Source organism: Pseudoalteromonas sp. Isolate3, assembly GCF_022398505.1.
Classification (GTDB): Bacteria; Pseudomonadota; Gammaproteobacteria; order Enterobacterales; family Alteromonadaceae; genus Pseudoalteromonas; species Pseudoalteromonas apostichopi.
Map to the genome: position 1 here is coordinate 1 of NZ_JAKEVN010000091.1, position 17,917 is coordinate 17,917.

The following is a 17,917-nucleotide window of genomic DNA, read 5'->3' on the forward strand; positions in this document are numbered from 1 at the left end:
AATTGGCTTATGTTGCAATAATGTTAATTAATAAAAGTTTCTTATTTAGGAGTTTTTGCTTTTAACATGTTTTTTTTGGATAAATGCTAAATTAATAACTAAATGGAATATAAAAGCAGATTCTATTCTTTTTTAATCGCATCAGACCTCGTTATTCTTCACGCTCAGATAAACCTTTAAAGCATTTCTATTTGGTCTTTAAAGTCGAAAAAATTGTTCGCGAAATGACAGTAGCAAGTTCATTTCGCAGTTAACTTTTCAGGGTTACGAGGAATAAATTCATGTTGTTAAGTCAACTAAATGCAGCGGCGAGCCCGCTATCGCAAGAGCAAGTACAAAAGCTGCAAGGCTTAGTGGCTGAACTTAATCCAATTCAGCAAGCGTGGGTAAGTGGTTACTTAGCTGCTAATGCCAACGCAGGTGCAATAACGGGTGGTGTTGCTGCCGCTCCAGCTGCTAGTGATGCTGCACCGTTAACTATTTTATACGGCTCTCAAACGGGTAACGCAAAAGGCGTTGCGACTAAGTTAAAAGAGCAAGCAGAGTCGCGCGGTCTAACTGTTAAGCTAGTAAACATGGCTGATTACAAACCAACTGCCCTGAAAAAAGAAAAGTTCATTACTGTTGTTGTTTCAACCTATGGTGAGGGCGAGCCACCAGAAGATGCTGAAAGCCTACATGAATTCTTAACTACTAAAAAAGCACCAAAACTAGATGGTGTTAAAGTGGCTGTGATTGGCTTAGGTGATTCAAGCTACGAGTTCTTCTGCCAAACAGCAAAAGATTTCGAAGAGCGTTTTAACAAGCTTGGCGCAGAAACTATTTTCCAGCGTGCTGACTTAGACGTTGATTACGATGATGAGGCTGCGAAGTGGATTGATGGTGCTCTCGATGCGTTCGAGCCAGATCTTAAAGCGCAGCAAACGAGTGATGGTCAAGTTGTAGCTATGCCATTTGGGGCAGCTGCACCAGCAGCAAGTCAGTACACTAAGCAAAACCCATTTGCTGCAGAACTAAGTGTTGTGCAAAAAATTACGGGTCGTGACTCAAGCAAAGATGTTCGTCATGTTGAAATTTCTTTAGAAGGTTCAGACATCACCTATACACCGGGTGATTCGCTAGGTGTTTACTTCTTAAATGACGAAGCACTTGTAGATGAAGTACTTGCGCTTACACAAATCGATGCATCTAGCACGATTAAATTAGGCGACGAAGAGCTGAGTATTCGTGATGCATTAATCGAAAAATTAGAATTAACTCAGTCATACCCAGGTTTTGTTGAAAAATACGCAACAGCAACTGGCAACCCTGAATTATTAAAGTTAGTTGAAGATAAAGCAGCAATGCGTGAGTACATCGAACCTCGCCAAATCTTCGATATTATTCGTCAAAACCCAGCTCAGCTTGAAGCGCAAACTTTAGTAGATTGCTTACGTAAACTACAAGCACGTTTATATTCGATTGCATCTAGCCAAGCCGAAGTTGAAGAAGAAGTTCACTTAACTGTGGGGCTGGTTGAGTTTGATGCATTCGGTAGCGAACACTTAGGTGGTTGTTCTGGCTATTTAGCACGTCGTGCTGAAGAAGGCTGTAAAGTAAAAGTATTTAGCGAGCATAATGATAATTTCCGTCTACCGGCTAATGATGAAACGCCAATTATCATGGTAGGCCCGGGAACTGGTATTGCACCATTCCGTGCGTTTTTACAAGAGCGTGATGCCCGCGAAGCAAGCGGTAAAAACTGGTTATTCTTTGGTAACCCACATTTTACTCAAGACTTCTTATACCAAGTTGAAATTCAAGGTTACTTGAAATCAGGCTTGCTCACTAAAGTGGATGTGGCGTTTAGTCGCGATCAAGCCGAGAAGGTATATGTTCAAGATAAACTTCGCAAAAACAGCCAAGAAATATTTGCTTGGCTAGAAGCGGGTGCTCATTTCTATATCTGTGGTGATGCAAACCGTATGGCGAAAGATGTTCATCAGGCGCTTGTTGATATCATTAAAGAAAATAGCGGTAAAGATGACGAACAAGCAGAGCAATATTTAAAAGATTTACGTAGCGCAAATCGCTATCAGAAAGACGTGTACTAATCACGTTTAAAAGCTAACAGCCGTCACTGTAACAAATTTAGGAAATACCATGAGCGAACAAGACAAAAACGTAAAGCTTTCTGATAACGAGCGTTTGAAAAGAGAAAGTAACTTTTTACGTGGCACAATTGAACAAGATTTAAAAGACGAGATCACCGGTGGTTTCACTGCTGATAACTTCCAACTGATCCGTTTCCACGGCATGTACCAGCAAGATGACCGTGATATTCGTCCTGAGCGAGCTAAACAAAAATTAGAGCCGTTACATAACGTTATGTTACGTGCTCGTATGCCAGGCGGCATCATCAAACCAGAGCAATGGTTAGCGATTGATAAGTTTGCTGAAGAGAAAACCAGCTATGGCAGTATTCGTTTAACGACGCGTCAAACGTTCCAGTTCCATGGTGTGCTTAAGCCAAACATTAAAGGCATGCACCAAATGCTTAATAGCGTGGGCATTGACTCAATTGCAACTGCTGGCGATGTAAACCGAAACGTATTATGTACGACGAACCCAGTTGAATCTGAGCTTCACCAAGAAGCTTACGAATGGGCTGCTAAGATCTCTGAACACCTATTACCAAAAACCAAAGCGTACGCTGAAATTTGGTTAGATGGTGAAAAGAGTGAAACCACTGAAGAGCCAATTTTAGGTTCAACTTACTTACCGCGTAAGTTTAAAACCACAGTAACAATTCCACCGAACAATGAAGTGGATGTTCATGCTAACGACTTAAACTTCGTGGCGATTGCAGAAAACGGCAAGTTAGTTGGTTTTAACGTGTTAGTCGGTGGTGGTCTTGCGATGACTCACGGTGATACAGCAACGTATCCTCGTAAAGCGGATGACTTTGGCTTTATTCCACTTGAGCACACCCTAAAAATTGCTGAGCACGTTGTGTCTGTACAGCGTGATTGGGGTAACCGCTCAAATCGTAAAAATGCGAAAACTAAGTACACACTAGACCGTGTAGGTTCTGATGTATTTAAAGCAGAAGTTGAAAAACGTGCCGGTGTTCAGTTCGAGCAGAGCCGCCCGTATGAGTTTACTCACCGTGGTGACCGTATCGGTTGGGTTGAAGGTATTGATGGTAAGCACCACTTAACGCTGTTTATCCAAAGTGGACGTATTTTAGATTACCCAAATCAACCTCTTAAAACAGGCTGCCGTAAAATTGCAGAAATTCACCAAGGTGATTTCCGTATGACGGCAAACCAAAACTTGATCATCGCAGGTGTTCCTGCGGATCAAAAAGCCGTAATTGAAGAGATTGCGCGCAACCATGGCTTAATTGATGACAGTCATACAGAGCAGCGTAAAAATTCAATGGCGTGTGTGGCATTACCAACTTGTCCATTAGCGATGGCAGAAGCTGAGCGTTATTTACCAAGCTTAATTGAGAAGACTGAAGCGCTATTAGCTAAGCACGGAATTAGTGATGACAATATCATTATGCGTGTTGTTGGCTGCCCGAATGGCTGTGGCCGAGCAATGTTGGCTGAAGCGGGTCTTGTTGGTAAAGGTCCGGGTAAATACAACGTGTACTTAGGTGGTAACCGTGAAGGTACGCGTATTCCTAAATTGTATTTAGAAAATGTTGGCGAAGAGGTATACCTAGACGCATTCGATAAGCTAATCGGCCAATGGGCAAGTGAGCGTAATGACGGTGAGTGTTTTGGTGATTTTGTAATTCGCAAAGGCATTGTTGCTGAAGTCAAAGTTTCAGTAACCGATTTTCACGCATAATTTTATAAGCGACACCGTTTTAAGGTTTGGAATTAACCATGAGTGAATTTAAAGACATCTTAACGATGAGCAAAGAAGACCAAACAGCCATGCTGGCTGATATTAATGGTCTTCTGGCTGATAAAAGCGCTGAGGAGCGTGTTGCGTGGGCACTTGAAAACTTACCAAGCACGCACTTTTTGTCGTCTAGTTTTGGTATTCAAGCGGCTGTGATGTTGCACTTAGTGACATCACAGCAGCCAGATATTCCAGTGGTACTGACTGACACTGGTTATTTGTTTCCTGAAACCTACCAGTTCATCGAGCAAATGACAGAGCGACTTGCGCTTAATCTTAAAGTTTATAAAGCTGAGCTTAGTCCTGCGTGGCAAGAAGCGAAGTTTGGTAAACTTTGGGAGCAAGGTGAAGCTGGCATCAAACAGTACAATCAACTTAATAAAGTTGAGCCAATGAGCCGCGCATTAAACGAACTGGAAGCCGGTACGTGGTTTAGCGGTTTACGCCGTGACCAATCATCAAGTCGTGCTGATAAGCAGATTGTTGAAATTAGCCGAGGTACAGTGAAAGTGTATCCACTTATTGAGTGGAACAACCGAGATATTTATCAGTACCTAACTAAGCACGATTTGCCGTATCACCCACTTTGGGAGCAAGGCTATGTGTCGATGGGGGATGTACACACGACCCGTAAACTTGAGCCTGGAATGACAGAAGAAGAGACTCGTTTCTTCGGTTTAAACCGTGAATGTGGCTTACATATTGATGGTGATGGTATCTAATCCTAAATTCCTATCAGAATTTTCGTAAAGCGCGACCTAGGTTGCGCTTTTTTTGTATTATTTATATACAATTCTCAGGCGTAATTTTGTGAGAGAAATCTATGACTCGTGTTGTTGCTTTATTACTGTTAATTATTGCGCCATTGACTCGGGCTGAAATGCTCAAAGTTGCGCTGTATGACACAGATTATCCCCCTTATCACTTCGCCGATAGTGGCCAGAAGGGACTTGTTGATGAGCTATTAATTCGTTTTGCTGAAAAATACAATCATAATATTCAATATATCCTTGTACCAGAGGTGCGCTCGCAGCACTTACTTGATGAAGGCAAAGTCGACGCTCGTTTAGAGTCTGAACAATGGTATCGAGGAAACAACCAATATTATTGGAGTGATAGTATTTCCGTTGTTGAGGATATTCTTGTAATGCCAACTGGTTGCCATATTCCTAAACTTGATAAGCTCAATGGCTATGTTTTAATGGCTCGGTTTGGTTATACCTACCCGCAGTTTGAATCTATGTTTGCTTCAGGAGAGCTACATCGCGAGGACTTTTATTCTGAGATTGAAATGCTTAACGCTTTGGTTGATATGGAACAAAACCAACGCGTTGCCGTCATCGCAAAAAATACACTACAGTGGTATAAATCGAAGAATAAAATTTTTAACAAATTCACTGTGAGTGATTACAGTGTTGGCAAAGCGCCGATGCAACTACAGTTTGCTTATAATGAAAAAGGAAAACGAATGAGTGAGCAATTCAGTAAGTTTATTAAAAATCTTAAATCAACTGGTGAATTTGCTAAGATTGAGAGTAACTACCAATAATAGGTAAATGGAATGATTAAGCGTTTTTGTTATCTTGCCGTTATGATGTTACTGACCAGTGTGGCGCTGCTATTTTACATTAAAAAGCCAGACGGTAGGCCTTACCTAGAGCTTAGTATGTTTGAGCGTTACTCAGAAAAAGTCAGCGATGATGTGAGTGATTTTGCTTCGCAGGGTGCCGATACCTTAAGCATTCAAGCTAAAAAACTAACTGAGAAATTGAATTTTAACAAAGATGTAAATGCACCAGTTTTAGTTTATAAATGGCAAGATGAACATGGTCAGTGGCACTATGCTGATACACCTCACCCAAATTACGCTAGTACCGCAGTAAGTTTAGATCCGAACGAGATAACGGTGCTACCTGCAGAGACTTTTCAGGCTGATGAGAATCAACCAGCAGTAGTTAAAGCTGACGAAAAATCTTCAGCACTTGGAGTATACGACCCTAAAAATGTACAAAAGATGATGCAAGAAGCCGAGCAGGTAAAACAGCTCATGGAGCAGCGTACTAAGCAGCTTGAAAAGCAGCTAAAAGAGCAAGGTGGCAATTAACTTTGCTTGTTCTGTGCGGTGAGGTCACTTTCCATTTTCATCAGTAAAATAGTGAGATAAATTTTTGTTGGCAGTGAGAATAGCACACCAACAGCAATACACGCTGCGCTGATCATTATGCCATGCACACCCATGCTATCACCTAAGTAATTGCCGGCTAATAAAGAATGCCCCAAAACGATTAAGCATAAACCTAAAATGATGAAGGTTTTTAAGATTCGAATGATGTTTCGTTCAGTCATACAAGCACCTCACTTTAGCCTTAATTAAAGTGTAGGTGCTGTGGTTATTTAATAGATTGTTCTAAATCAAGCAATTGTTGATTATCTATCCAGTTTTACAGGACCGTTGATGTTATCGATACTTAAATCACCTGAACCTGCTTCGATAATTGTCAGGCCAAGTGTGTCATCAACATAAATACTGCCAGAGCCATCGGTAATAATAACAAGTCCTTTGATTTGTCTTACATCTATATCACCAGAGCCGTCTTCTATAGTAAGTGCACCCGCCAGTGTTTTAACGCTGATACTACCTGATTCATCAATAATACGTGCTGGACCTTGGCTGTTCTCGATGCGGATATCTCCTGAGTCATCTTCAATATCAATACGTCCTTGGCCTTGGTCTATCATAATTGAACCAGAGTCATCTTCAATGTTGATATTTCCGCTTACATTGCTAATGCGAATATCGCCCGAGTCATCATCAATATTAATATTGTGACCACCTTCGATCAAAATTGATCCTGAGTCATCATCAATGCTGATATCGTTTTGCATTGCACGTATAACGATGTCACCTGAGTCATCATCGATATCCAGTTTAAGGTTGCTAGGTACAGAGACAATTAAATCAATATGAGGTGATGAACCACTGTAAAACGACAAGCTACCATTATTGAGCTTGCTGATAAGCTCTGCGGTGTCGCCGTGCTTTTCGAGGGTTAGTGTATAGGTTTCATCGCCTTTAGCCGCATAGATATTGGCATTCACAGTGATAGCTGTGGCGTTATGGTCGCCTTTGATGATCAGAGAACCTGCTTCGGCATCAATTTTTAATTCGCTTATATCTGCAGCCGAAACGCTTAAGTCTTGTTGTTTTTGTTCTGCGATTTGACCCGGAGAGACATGAATAACACAGCCAGTTAATAATAAACTTGATGAGATGGCAGTCGCGCAAATTGCGCGTTTGAATGAGGCAATAGTCATATGGATTCCAAAATTATTGTGATTTTTATCTGGTTAGTATTTGCAAACTATGGTCCAATTTTAACATGCTGATTTTTATGTGCTTTTCATTTTTTGTAAATAATTGTGTTGGTCTAAACTGCAATTAATTGGTGTTTTAAACAAAAAAAGGGGCTGAAAATTCAGCCCCTTAGTTAACTTAAATCAATTACTGCTCAGCCAGCATATTACGCAGTACATACTGTAAAATACCGCCGTGTTTGTAGTAATCCCATTCTTTAGGGGTATCTATACGCACATCAACACTAAAGCTAATTTGTTTGCCTTCACTGTTAGTGGCAATTACGCTTACTTCATTGGTTTTGTCGTATAAACCTTCAAAATCGAATGACTCTTGACCTGTTAGGCCCAGTGATTCATAGCTTTCACCTTCTTTAAATTGCAGTGGTAATACACCCATACCAATGAGGTTAGAACGGTGAATACGCTCATAACTTTGTGCAATAACGGCTTTAACACCAAGTAATAGTGAACCTTTAGCTGCCCAATCTCGTGATGAACCTGTGCCATATTCCGCGCCTGCTAAAATAATGAGTGGCGTGCCATCTTGTTGATATTGCATGGCTGCATCATAAATACTAGCGAGCTCATCGTTTGGTTGTATACGGGTAACACCGCCTTCAGTACCCGGTGCTAATAGATTACGTAAACGCACATTGGCAAAGGTGCCGCGCATCATTACTTCGTGATTACCACGGCGCGAACCATATGAGTTAAATTGTGCTTTTTGTACGCCATGCTCTTGCAAGTAAAGACCTGCTGGGGCATCTGCTTTAATCGCACCCGCTGGTGAAATATGGTCAGTGGTTACTGAGTCACCTAGTTTAGCTAAACAGCGTGCACCACTTATGCTTGGGATCCCTGGAGGCTCAATCTCCATGCCATCAAAGAATGGCGCTCTTTTAATATAGGTTGACGCATCATCCCAATCATAAAGTTTGCCATCAGGAATTTGAATTTTTTGCCAACGATCATCGCCTTGATACACATTGCTATAGCTTGATGCGAACATTTCTTTGGTTACTGTTTCACGGACTAGCTCGCTAACTTCACTGACACTTGGCCAGATATTTTTTAGGTAAATGTCATTACCATTAGGATCTTGTGCAAGGGGCTCGTTATAAACGTCTATATCTGTACGACCAGCTATAGCGTATGCAACCACAAGTGGTGGTGACGCTAAGAAGTTCATTTTCACATCTTGGTGAATACGGCCTTCAAAGTTACGATTACCCGATAAAATAGAGCTGACTACTAGTTTATGTTTTTGAATTGCATCAGTGATTTCATCAGCTAAAGGTCCAGAGTTACCGATACAGGTTGTACAACCATAACCAACAAGATTAAAGCCTAAAGCATCTAAATCATCCATTAAGTCGGCTTTTTTCAAGTAATCAGTCACGACTTGTGAGCCTGGAGCAAGTGAGGTTTTTACCCATGGCTTAACCTTTAAGCCTAATTGCTTGGCTTTTTTAGCAACTAAACCTGCAGCTAAAATAACACTTGGGTTTGAGGTGTTTGTACAGCTTGTAATTGCTGCAATCACACAAGCACCATCTTTAAGCTCAAACTCTTCGCCTTTAAAGTTAACTTTAGCTGCACCCATATATTGCGCTTCGTTCACTGGCTCATCAGGATTGGTTGCTGGGCCTTCATCTTCAATGCGAGCCTCTTGAACATCACTTTTATCACGGTGTTGCATGCGCTCATCTTGGAAGCCTTTTAAGTGCTCACCAATGATATCACCAGCTTTGTCTAGGGCGATTCTATCTTGTGGGCGTTTTGGGCCGGCAAGGCTCGGCACTACATCATCAAGCGATAGCTCAAGTGTGTCGGTATAATGAGCTTCATCGCCAGGATTACGCCACAAGCCTTGATGCTTCGCATAGTCTTCGATGAGTTTAAGTTGTTTGTCATCGCGGTTTGTTAAACGCAGGTAGTTAATGGTTTCATCATCGATTGGGAAAATACCGCAGGTTGCTCCATACTCCGGCGCCATGTTTGCGATAGTTGCACGGTCTGCAAGTGGTAAATCAGCAAGACCATCACCATAAAACTCAACAAATTTACCCACGACGCCATGCTTGCGCAGCATTTCTGTCACGGTTAGCACAAGATCTGTTGCGGTCGTACCTTCAGGCAGGCGACCATTGAGCTTAAAGCCGACGACCTGTGGAATGAGTAAGCTGATTGGTTGACCAAGCATTGCGGCTTCAGCCTCAATACCACCCACTCCCCAGCCAAGTACCCCAAGACCATTGATCATGGTGGTGTGCGAATCGGTTCCGACTAGGGTATCTGGGTAGGCGAGTGATTTACCATTTTTACTATCGTTAAACACCACACGGGCTAAATATTCTAAATTAACTTGGTGTACGATGCCGGTAGCTGGTGGCACGACTTTCAAATTATCGAAGGCGGTTTGTCCCCAGCGTAAAAATTCGTAACGCTCTTTGTTACGCTCATATTCAAGTTTCGCATTTAAGTCGAATGAGCCATCTTCACCATAGCCATCAACTTGCACTGAGTGGTCTATTACCAGCTCGGCAGGCGATAGCGGGTTAATTTTCGCAGGGTCGCCACCAAGTTTTTCCATGGCATCACGCATCGCAGCTAAATCAACAATGGCTGGAACACCCGTAAAGTCTTGCATTACAACACGAGCAGGCGTAAACGCCACTTCTGCTGACGGTTTGGCTTGTGGGTCCCAGTTTAATAAGGCATCGATGTCTTGCTTTTTAATATTTACGCCGTCTTCATTGCGCAATAGGTTTTCAAGTAAGATTTTTAATGAGAATGGCAGACGTTTTGCTTTGTCGCCTAACCCTTGTAAAGAGTGAATATGATATTGCTCACCATTAATCGTAAGCTGCTTTTGGGTATCAAAACTGTTATTCATTATTTGCCCCTGTGGTTTGAGCAAGCAGTTTGGCTTGCCTTGTTGTTTCCTTTTCGAAATTGACACAGCGTTATTGCAAACTTAATACCAGCTGAGAAATTCATCTAGCTGATGAAAAAATATGCTATCTAATATAGTTGATGCCGATGTGATTTATTTCAAGGGATAGGGACAGATAAATGGGTAGTTATTTTAAACTACCCTCAGAAATAAGTGCTTTTAGTTGAGCCAGTTTTGTTGTTTACCTTTATGGCTAATAAACAGTAATAGTAAACCAATAACGATCACGCAGAATGGCATTGCTAATGCGCTAGTACCAAACATGGCAAGGCTATCTATCACCACAAAATTATAATATTGCTGGACTAATACGGCGATAAACGAGATTAAAAATAGCTCGCGTGCCAGGGCTTTTTTTGCCAGTAATAAGATGCTCGCAAAGCTTGCTGCAAATACGGCTATTGCAAAGGCAGCCGTTGACCAGAGCGGGATGTCGCGGTATGCGGCTTGTTGTGCTTCAGGGAGTTGGCTAATCATTTCGGGTGTTATCAACAGCTGCATTACAAATGCAATGACGCCTAAAAGATTCCAAACAAATGCTGCCCAAGCAAGTGGCTTGAGCCAAGACGGAGGAGCCATAAATCACCTTTTATTGTTGTTATTATCGCATCCAATTAAAGGTGATTTATGCTAACTAAGCAAGATTTAGTTAACCAAAAGAGATAGGGCGGCGGCCGGTTTTTTCGTCCACTTTTGGTTTCTTAGTGCGTTTACGCTTCGATTTTTTTGGCACTTCTTCACTGTTTTGTAGTTGTGCTTTTTGAACAGATTCCGGTGGGCGAGGATTCGGTGTAGCATCTTCACTTAATGTGAGTTGGAACAACTCACCATCAAAAGCCAGCACGTCACCACTGTATAATTTTTTCCGCTTTATTGTACAAATTTCATAGTTAACCCCAACATAACCTTCACCAATTAAGGCTTTTGCTTGGCCACCTGTTTCGACTAGGTCGAGCACTTTTAGCAAGTTGCATAGTTCTATTGGCTCTTCTTCTAGTTCAATTTCGATGAAATCTTCGTTCATATTGGTCTCTCTTAATTCAATCGCAGCCATTATAAAGCCTAGCACTCAATTGAACCAAGATTAAATTTTTAAGCTCTTCAAGCGGTTAAAATTTACAGTAATAAATAATCTTAAATTTTTACAAACAGTAAAAAAACTGCAGTATTTACTGGGTACACTGCGCGCGTTTGGAATTGGTGTACAAATTGCTAAATGCATGTCCGTTTCATTTTTTATTCGTTCAGGAGAAGTTGTAATGGGCGTAAGATCAGCGCTAAGAAAAGAGTTAATGGGTTTGCAAGATTCGTCATTGCTTGCAGCAGATGATGTGCGAGCTTTGTTAACACAAAAAATTAAGTCTCAGCCTGAAAAATCAGAACAAGGTTTTGCGTTAATTTCGCGATTTAATGATAATCATAGCCAGCTGAGTTCAGGGGAAACAAATAAAGAAAAACTGCTCCAGCATCAAACCCACCGTTTATTTAAAGATATTCTATATACCCGTCAAAGTGTTAATAGTTGGCTGAAAAAACATCTTAATTAATTGATTTATTGTTTTTCTCACTTTAGACTACAGTTGTAATCCAAAGTGAGAAAGAAAATGAAAAGGATAATTTCAGCAGCCCTATTTTTAATTTTGGCAGGTTGTCAGCAACCAACAGTGTACGTATACACTGAAAAACTTGATGAACAACAGCTGCACACATTAGAGCAAGCTTTAAATAAGCAAAGCTTACCTTATGAATACACAAAGCTACCTATTCCAAGAGACTTTGCTGATGCGACCTTAATGTTATCGAGCGATAAAATTCTGACTCATGAAACCGAGCAACTTGCAGAAATTATGCAGGGGCTGGGTTATCAAGCTGAAATTAAGTACACCACAGATGCCAATCACTTTTACAATCATGGAAATATTGGCTTTTACTTAAGAGCTAAAAATACTGCAACTAGTTTTACTATGCCGACTCGTGTACTCACCACTGGATGTGTTGAAGACAAGTACAATGATCTTGCTGTTACATTTAATGACAAGCAGGCACACTTTACCCTTGCAAGCGGTAGAAAAGTCTCACTAGATTGGGATTATTTATATGGCTACTTAGTCATTTATTATAAAAATTACTCGCAAACATACAGTCATTTAACGCCAAAAGTGAGTACCCCTTTTGGTCTAAAACCGTCTGATACTTATCGTTATACGGCTCGCGTTAATAAGCCCAGTTGGTTGAATTGCTCATTGCAAGTGGTGTATATGGACTAACTACCTGATTCGAGGTAATTACTGAGTTTAGTAATACGCTCACTCATGCCTTCGATTATGCGATCTTTAATTTTCTCGCGGATCACATTGGGTAAGCGGATGAGTGCTTCAGGGGTGATAGCTAACAAAATGGTATCGACTCTAGCGCGTGCACTGGTGCTGTGCTCTCGGTTATTAATGAATGCGCCTTCACCGATAAACTCACCGGGCTCGATTGTGCCAAGTTCAAGTAAGTGACTTTGTTTGAACACCATGAGTGAGCCACTTAGCACAATATAAAGTCGTTTATCAGTATCATATTGTTTGAAAACTGCGCGGCCCTGTTTGACCAAATATAAATGACTGAAGGACTCTAATAACACTTGTCGCTCACTGAGAGTAAACTCCCTAAAAAACGGCAATCTGTTAATAATTTCCATTTGTTTAATGAGTGGAATGTGCTCGATTAAATTCATTGACTCACATCGGTATAGCTTAAAATTAGCTAATATTGCGCTCTTTTAGCTTGCGGGTCAATGTATTGCGACCCCAGCCAATCTTTACTGCGGCTTCTTGCTTGTGGCCAGCACAGTTGGCAAGAGCTGTTTTAATCAAGCGAGTTTCAAGTTGAGCTTGAATAGCTGGCCAAATATTTGTTTTGCCTTGCTTAAGTTCAAGGTTAAGCCATTGTTGAAATGCATCCAGCCAATCACCTTCTTGCTCAGTAGGCTCGACAGCAACAATCTCCGGTGGTAAATCTTGTTCACTGATAAGCTCACCCGGTGCCATTACGGTTAACCAGCGGCAAGTATTCTCTAGTTGTCGCACGTTACCAGGCCAATTAAACAAGCGTAGCTGCTCTGTGGCTTTTGGGCTTAATATTTTGCTTTCAACTTGTAGCTCTTTGGCACTTTTATGTAAAAAGTGTTGTGCTAGTCGTTCAATATCTTCAGTACGTTCGCGTAGGGCAGGTAAGCGTAAGCGCACAACATTCAAACGATGAAATAAATCGTCACGAAATTTGCCTTGTTTTACTAAATCTTCTAGATTCTGATGCGTAGCAGCAATAATACGTACATCAACTTTAATGCTTTGATGACCACCAACACGATAAAACTCGCCATCAGCTAACACGCGCAATAAACGTGTTTGTACGTCGAGTGGCATGTCACCAATTTCATCTAAAAATAAGGTGCCGCCATTTGCTTGCTCGAAGCGGCCTTTACGGATGCTGTCTGCCCCTGTAAATGCGCCTTTTTCGTGACCAAATAGCTCTGACTCTACTAACTCTTTAGGAATTGCAGCCATATTCAGGGCGATGAATTGGTTTTCTTTGCGTGGGCTGTGATTATGAAGGGCACTGGCGACAAGCTCTTTACCTGTCCCTGACTCACCGTTAATCAACACACTCATACTTGATGCTGATAATTTACCTATCGCGCGAAACACCTCCTGCATAGCGGGTGCTTCACCTATTATATGTGCATTAGTTTGTGGTGCTTGTTTTCGCTTAGTTTTTTTCGTGGAATTAGCTCGGCATGCACTTTCTACCAGCGCTACAGCTTCATCTAAGTCAAACGGTTTGGCAAGGTACTCAAATGCGCCTTTTTGGAATGCATTAACCGCCGAATCTAAGTCAGAGTGAGCAGTCATGATGATCACCGGTAAGCCCGGGTTTTGTTCAGCAATGGTTTCAAGTAACGCCATACCATCCATACCTGGCATACGCACATCAGATACCAATACCGTGGGCTGGCTAAACTTTAATGCATTAAGCACATCTTGTGCGTTTGCATAGCTTTCAGTTTCAAATCCTGCACGTGCCAACGCTTTTTCTAGTACAAAGCGAATTGAGGCATCATCATCAACTAACCAGACTGTTTTCATGACTACTCCAAAAAACCATTAATCCGTAAAAGGCAAATAGATATTAAACTCTGTATGGCCTGGCCAACTGTCACAATCAATGTGGCCGTCATGTTGGTCAACCAAGGTTTGCGCTATCGATAAACCAAGCCCTGATCCATTTTCTTTGTTGGTGATCATTGGGTAGAACAAGGTTTCACGTAAACTCTTGTCTATACCTGGGCCGTTATCTGAAATTTGTATCAGCAAGGTCTTTTTCGGTGCTTTACCAGGGCGTCTGTGTTGATGATTGATGCGGGTTTTTATTCTTATCTCACCACCATCAACGAGTGCCTGTTGTGCATTACGAATAATGTTCAGTACCACTTGTTGAATTTTACTTTGATCGATGTATACGCTTGGTATACTTGGATCATAGTCTTTCACTAAAGTGATATTGGCATTGTTGTCTAACATGCTCAGTTTAATCACTGACTCTAAAGCTTGGTGAATATTGCCATAAGATTTATGTGGCAATTGATTCGGACCAAGTAAACGGTCTACAAGCTCGCGTAAACGGTCGGCTTGTTCAATAATTAATTCAGCACATTGATCTCGTTCTTGCTGATCAACCTCATACTGCAATAATTGCGCCGCTCCGCGAATTCCACCTAAAGGATTTTTAATTTCGTGTGCTAAACCACGAATTAAGTTTCGTGCAGCTTGATATTGATGCATTTGATTAGAGGCTTGATCGTGACGGATTTCATCATCCATTTGACGGCATTCGAACAATATATAGTGACTATCGTTGTGACTTATACGTCGTGTACTAATGGTCAATTTTGCATGACGAGAATCAACGAACACTACGTCAGCTCTATGCTGATGGCAATCGACACCATCGAATAATGAATACTGAGCTATGCGCTTTAAGTCTATTGAGTGGTAGTTAAATAAGTTGTCGAAAGGTTGATTGATGATTCGCTTCGGGCCTAAACCTAAAAGCTCACTGGCGCTATCATTGGCATAAACCAGTTTAAAATCATGGTCGAGTAGAATAACGGCAGTACTTAAATTTTTCCAAATACTGTCGAGCAATTCAGAATTAAAGTGTGTATCACTGAGCATGGTTGCACCATTTTAGTGCGTTTCGATTTATTGCAGCTTAGCATATTCTTTTTGCGTTGCGAGACGTTAAGTTGAAATATTAGTTTCCACTAATTACAGAAGCTCTATGCATGAAAAAGGTGCTGATTGGGCTAACCGAAACGAGTTTATTATTAGCATCATAAAGTTTTGCTTGTAATGTGTGTTCACCGCGGTTGACCTCTCTTAGTGCAAAGGTCGTACTATTACTAGGTTCACTATGGGGCGTACCGTCAAGTAAAAGCTGTACTTTAAACCCTGTTTCAAAGCGTGGGCTAATTCGCGCAGTAACGTATACAGAGCCGGTATTTTCGCGAACAGTGGCTTCGTTTTTAGGAGATGAAATACTGACTTTAAATTTAATAGGTGTGGTGTTTGGCGCGCCCCTATCAAGTATACTGGTATCGGTAGCTGGCATAGTCAAATTTTGGGTATTTATTTTTACTTCGATAGCACCAGGTCGCGGTGTATCAGAAAATACTAAAACGCCGTTCTTATCTTTCCAAGAATATACTTTTTGCGCTGCGCTATAGCCAAAAAAGCTTATAAAAATCAGCAATAATACTAATAAAGTTGTGCTTTTCACCCTGCAACCCTGCATTTTTTATTTAAATAAAACTGTAGAGTAGAACCCGCTCAATTACCATTAAAAAAGCCCGCAAAGCGGGCTTGAGAACACACATTTATTATCTTTCAGATAATTCTGATACAGCGTTAAATTAAACGCTGTAGTACATTTCGAACTCAACTGGGTGAGTTGTCATGTTAAGCTTTTCAACTTCTTGGCTCTTAAGAGCAATGTAAGCATCGATTAGGTCATCAGTGAACACACCACCTTGAGTTAAGAACTCACGGTCAGCGTCTAGTGATGCAAGTGCTTCAGATAAAGAAGATGCAACTTGTGGGATCTCAGCAGCTTCTTCAGCAGGTAGATCGTACAAGTCTTTGTCCATTGCATCGCCAGGGTGGATCTTGTTTTTGATACCGTCAAGGCCCGCCATAAGCATTGCTGAGAATGCTAAGTATGGGTTTGCTGTTGGATCAGGGAAACGAATTTCGATACGACGTGCTTTTGCAGACGGTACCACTGGAATACGGATTGAAGCAGAACGGTTACGTGCAGAGTATGCAAGCATTACTGGTGCTTCGAAGCCTGGAACTAGGCGCTTGTATGAGTTAGTAGACGCGTTAGCAAATGCGTTGATTGCTTTAGCGTGCTTGATGATACCACCGATGTAGTAAAGAGCTTCTTCAGAAAGGCCAGCGTATTTGTCACCAGCGAAGATGTTTACACCATCTTTACCTAAAGATTGGTGACAGTGCATACCTGAACCGTTATCACCTACAATTGGCTTAGGCATGAAAGTCGCTGTTTTACCATATAAGTGAGCCATGTTATGGATAACATATTTCATCTCTTGGATTTCGTCAGCTTTTAATACCATTGTATTGAAGCGCGTAGCGATTTCATTTTGACCTGCAGTTGCTACTTCATGGTGGTGAGCTTCTACAACTTGACCAAGTTCTTCAAGAACTAAACAAGTTGCTGAACGCCAGTCTTGTGATGAATCAACAGGTGAACACGGGAAGTAACCGCCTTTAACACCTGGACGGTGACCCATGTTGCCACCTTCGTAATCTTTATCTGAGTTCCAAGCTGCTTCTACAGAATCGATTTTATACATAGAACCAGACATGTCTGATTTGTACTTAACATCGTCAAATAGGAAGAATTCTGGTTCAGGGCCGAATAACACAGTGTCAGCAATACCTGTAGAACGCATGTATTCTTCAGCGCGTTTTGCAACAGAGCGCGGGTCACGCTCGTAACCTTGAAGTGTTGAAGGCTCAACTACGTCACAACGTATGATTAGTGTAGCTTCTTCAGAAAACGGGTCCATTTTCGCAGACTCAGGCACAGGCATAAGTACCATGTCTGATTCATTAATACCTTTCCAACCAGCAATTGAAGAACCGTCAAACATTTTGCCGTCTTCGAAGAAATCTTCATCAATTTGGTGATGAGGAATAGAAACATGCTGTTCTTTACCTTTGGTATCAGTAAAGCGTAAATCAATGAACTTAACGTCATTTTCTTTGATAAAATCTAAAACCGATTGTGACATGTGTCCTCCAATTGTTGGGTTTTATTTTTGCTGCATTATTGCTTTTCGCTATTGTAAGCTGGTTTCGTGCCATGTTTTTAACACATTGTTTAGGCTTATAAAAATAAACACGGCTCAGTTTTGTCAACTCTTCAAGCACCAAGTTGGTGCATAAAAAGTTCATTGTGGTGCATAAAAAGTGCAACCTTATTTTTGCACAATTATTGCGCGTGCCAATTTTTCTGCTACGAACACGATTTAGTGCCAAAATATGGTTCAAAAACTAAATTTTCGCCAGTTTTGCGTTCAGATTCACTTTAATTTTCATAAATTTGTCATTTATAAAACAGATACTTATAAAA

General features: G+C 41.2%; 17 protein-coding genes. 7 read left to right on the forward strand and 10 right to left on the reverse strand.

Annotated features, from left to right (window positions below; translation table 11 throughout):
• Positions 1–281: 281 nt before the first annotated feature.
• The 5 genes from L1D46_RS15410 to L1D46_RS15430 all read left to right on the forward strand — a co-directional run bounded on the left by L1D46_RS15410 (position 282) and on the right by L1D46_RS15430 (position 6,001).
• Positions 282–2,093 carry an assimilatory sulfite reductase (NADPH) flavoprotein subunit gene (locus L1D46_RS15410; RefSeq protein WP_239977809.1) on the forward strand — a complete coding sequence of 604 codons (1,812 nt, stop codon included), beginning with the start codon at positions 282–284 and terminating at the stop codon, positions 2,091–2,093.
• 49 nt (positions 2,094–2,142) lie between these two features.
• Positions 2,143–3,840 carry an assimilatory sulfite reductase (NADPH) hemoprotein subunit gene (cysI, locus tag L1D46_RS15415; protein ID WP_130050012.1) on the forward strand — a complete coding sequence of 566 codons (1,698 nt, stop codon included), beginning with the start codon at positions 2,143–2,145 and terminating at the stop codon, positions 3,838–3,840.
• A 38-nt stretch (positions 3,841–3,878) separates the two neighbouring features.
• The gene (locus tag L1D46_RS15420) at positions 3,879–4,619 is read left to right on the forward strand and encodes a phosphoadenylyl-sulfate reductase (RefSeq protein ID WP_130050011.1); all 741 of its coding nucleotides are present in this window, start codon (positions 3,879–3,881) and stop codon (positions 4,617–4,619) included.
• A gap of 101 nt (positions 4,620–4,720) precedes the next feature.
• Complete coding sequence (locus tag L1D46_RS15425; protein ID WP_167659048.1) at positions 4,721–5,446, forward strand: transporter substrate-binding domain-containing protein; 726 nt, start codon at positions 4,721–4,723, stop codon at positions 5,444–5,446.
• Between the two features lie 12 nt (positions 5,447–5,458).
• On the forward strand, positions 5,459–6,001 hold the full coding sequence (locus L1D46_RS15430) for a DUF4124 domain-containing protein (protein WP_239977810.1): 543 nt from the start codon (positions 5,459–5,461) through the stop codon (positions 5,999–6,001).
• On the opposite strand, the gene L1D46_RS15435 is transcribed toward L1D46_RS15430, so the two are convergent.
• From L1D46_RS15435 to L1D46_RS15455, 5 genes are all read right to left on the reverse strand, one after another.
• A complete protein-coding gene (locus tag L1D46_RS15435) occupies positions 5,998–6,243 on the reverse strand; it encodes a hypothetical protein (protein ID WP_130050008.1) in 246 nt (81 codons plus the stop codon). The two genes, L1D46_RS15430 and L1D46_RS15435, sit on opposite strands and share 4 nt — an antisense overlap.
• An 81-nt stretch (positions 6,244–6,324) precedes the next feature.
• Positions 6,325–7,212, reverse strand: coding sequence for a DUF4097 domain-containing protein (locus L1D46_RS15440; protein ID WP_239977811.1), 888 nt, complete (start codon positions 7,210–7,212; stop codon positions 6,325–6,327).
• A 187-nt stretch (positions 7,213–7,399) separates the two neighbouring features.
• Positions 7,400–10,150, reverse strand: coding sequence for an aconitate hydratase AcnA (gene acnA, locus L1D46_RS15445; protein ID WP_130050006.1), 2,751 nt, complete (start codon positions 10,148–10,150; stop codon positions 7,400–7,402).
• A 219-nt stretch (positions 10,151–10,369) separates the two neighbouring features.
• Complete coding sequence (locus tag L1D46_RS15450) at positions 10,370–10,789, reverse strand: hypothetical protein (protein WP_130050005.1); 420 nt, start codon at positions 10,787–10,789, stop codon at positions 10,370–10,372.
• Between the two features lie 70 nt (positions 10,790–10,859).
• On the reverse strand, positions 10,860–11,234 hold the full coding sequence (locus L1D46_RS15455) for an RNA-binding S4 domain-containing protein (protein ID WP_239977812.1): 375 nt from the start codon (positions 11,232–11,234) through the stop codon (positions 10,860–10,862).
• Positions 11,235–11,469: 235 nt separating this feature from the next.
• On the opposite strand from L1D46_RS15455, the gene L1D46_RS15460 reads away from it, so the two are divergent.
• Together L1D46_RS15460 and L1D46_RS15465 are read left to right on the forward strand one after the other, a co-directional pair.
• On the forward strand, positions 11,470–11,757 hold the full coding sequence (locus L1D46_RS15460; RefSeq protein WP_239977813.1) for a hypothetical protein: 288 nt from the start codon (positions 11,470–11,472) through the stop codon (positions 11,755–11,757).
• 57 nt (positions 11,758–11,814) lie between these two features.
• On the forward strand, positions 11,815–12,477 hold the full coding sequence (locus tag L1D46_RS15465; RefSeq protein WP_130050003.1) for a hypothetical protein: 663 nt from the start codon (positions 11,815–11,817) through the stop codon (positions 12,475–12,477).
• On the opposite strand, the gene L1D46_RS15470 is transcribed toward L1D46_RS15465, so the two are convergent.
• From L1D46_RS15470 to glnA, 5 genes are all read right to left on the reverse strand, one after another.
• Positions 12,474–12,932 (reverse strand): cyclic nucleotide-binding domain-containing protein, encoded by a 459-nt coding sequence (locus L1D46_RS15470; protein WP_130050002.1) that lies wholly within the window; start codon positions 12,930–12,932, stop codon positions 12,474–12,476. The two genes, L1D46_RS15465 and L1D46_RS15470, sit on opposite strands and share 4 nt — an antisense overlap.
• A 25-nt stretch (positions 12,933–12,957) precedes the next feature.
• A complete protein-coding gene (ntrC, locus tag L1D46_RS15475) occupies positions 12,958–14,343 on the reverse strand; it encodes a nitrogen regulation protein NR(I) (RefSeq protein ID WP_130050001.1) in 1,386 nt (461 codons plus the stop codon).
• 18 nt (positions 14,344–14,361) lie between these two features.
• Positions 14,362–15,432: a nitrogen regulation protein NR(II) gene (gene glnL / locus L1D46_RS15480; RefSeq protein ID WP_130050000.1), complete on the reverse strand. Its 1,071-nt coding sequence runs from the start codon at positions 15,430–15,432 to the stop codon at positions 14,362–14,364.
• Between the two features lie 79 nt (positions 15,433–15,511).
• A complete protein-coding gene (locus L1D46_RS15485; protein WP_233786779.1) occupies positions 15,512–16,036 on the reverse strand; it encodes a DUF4124 domain-containing protein in 525 nt (174 codons plus the stop codon).
• Between the two features lie 133 nt (positions 16,037–16,169).
• Positions 16,170–17,576 carry a glutamate--ammonia ligase gene (glnA, locus tag L1D46_RS15490; protein WP_130049998.1) on the reverse strand — a complete coding sequence of 469 codons (1,407 nt, stop codon included), beginning with the start codon at positions 17,574–17,576 and terminating at the stop codon, positions 16,170–16,172.
• Positions 17,577–17,917 lie beyond the last annotated feature (341 nt).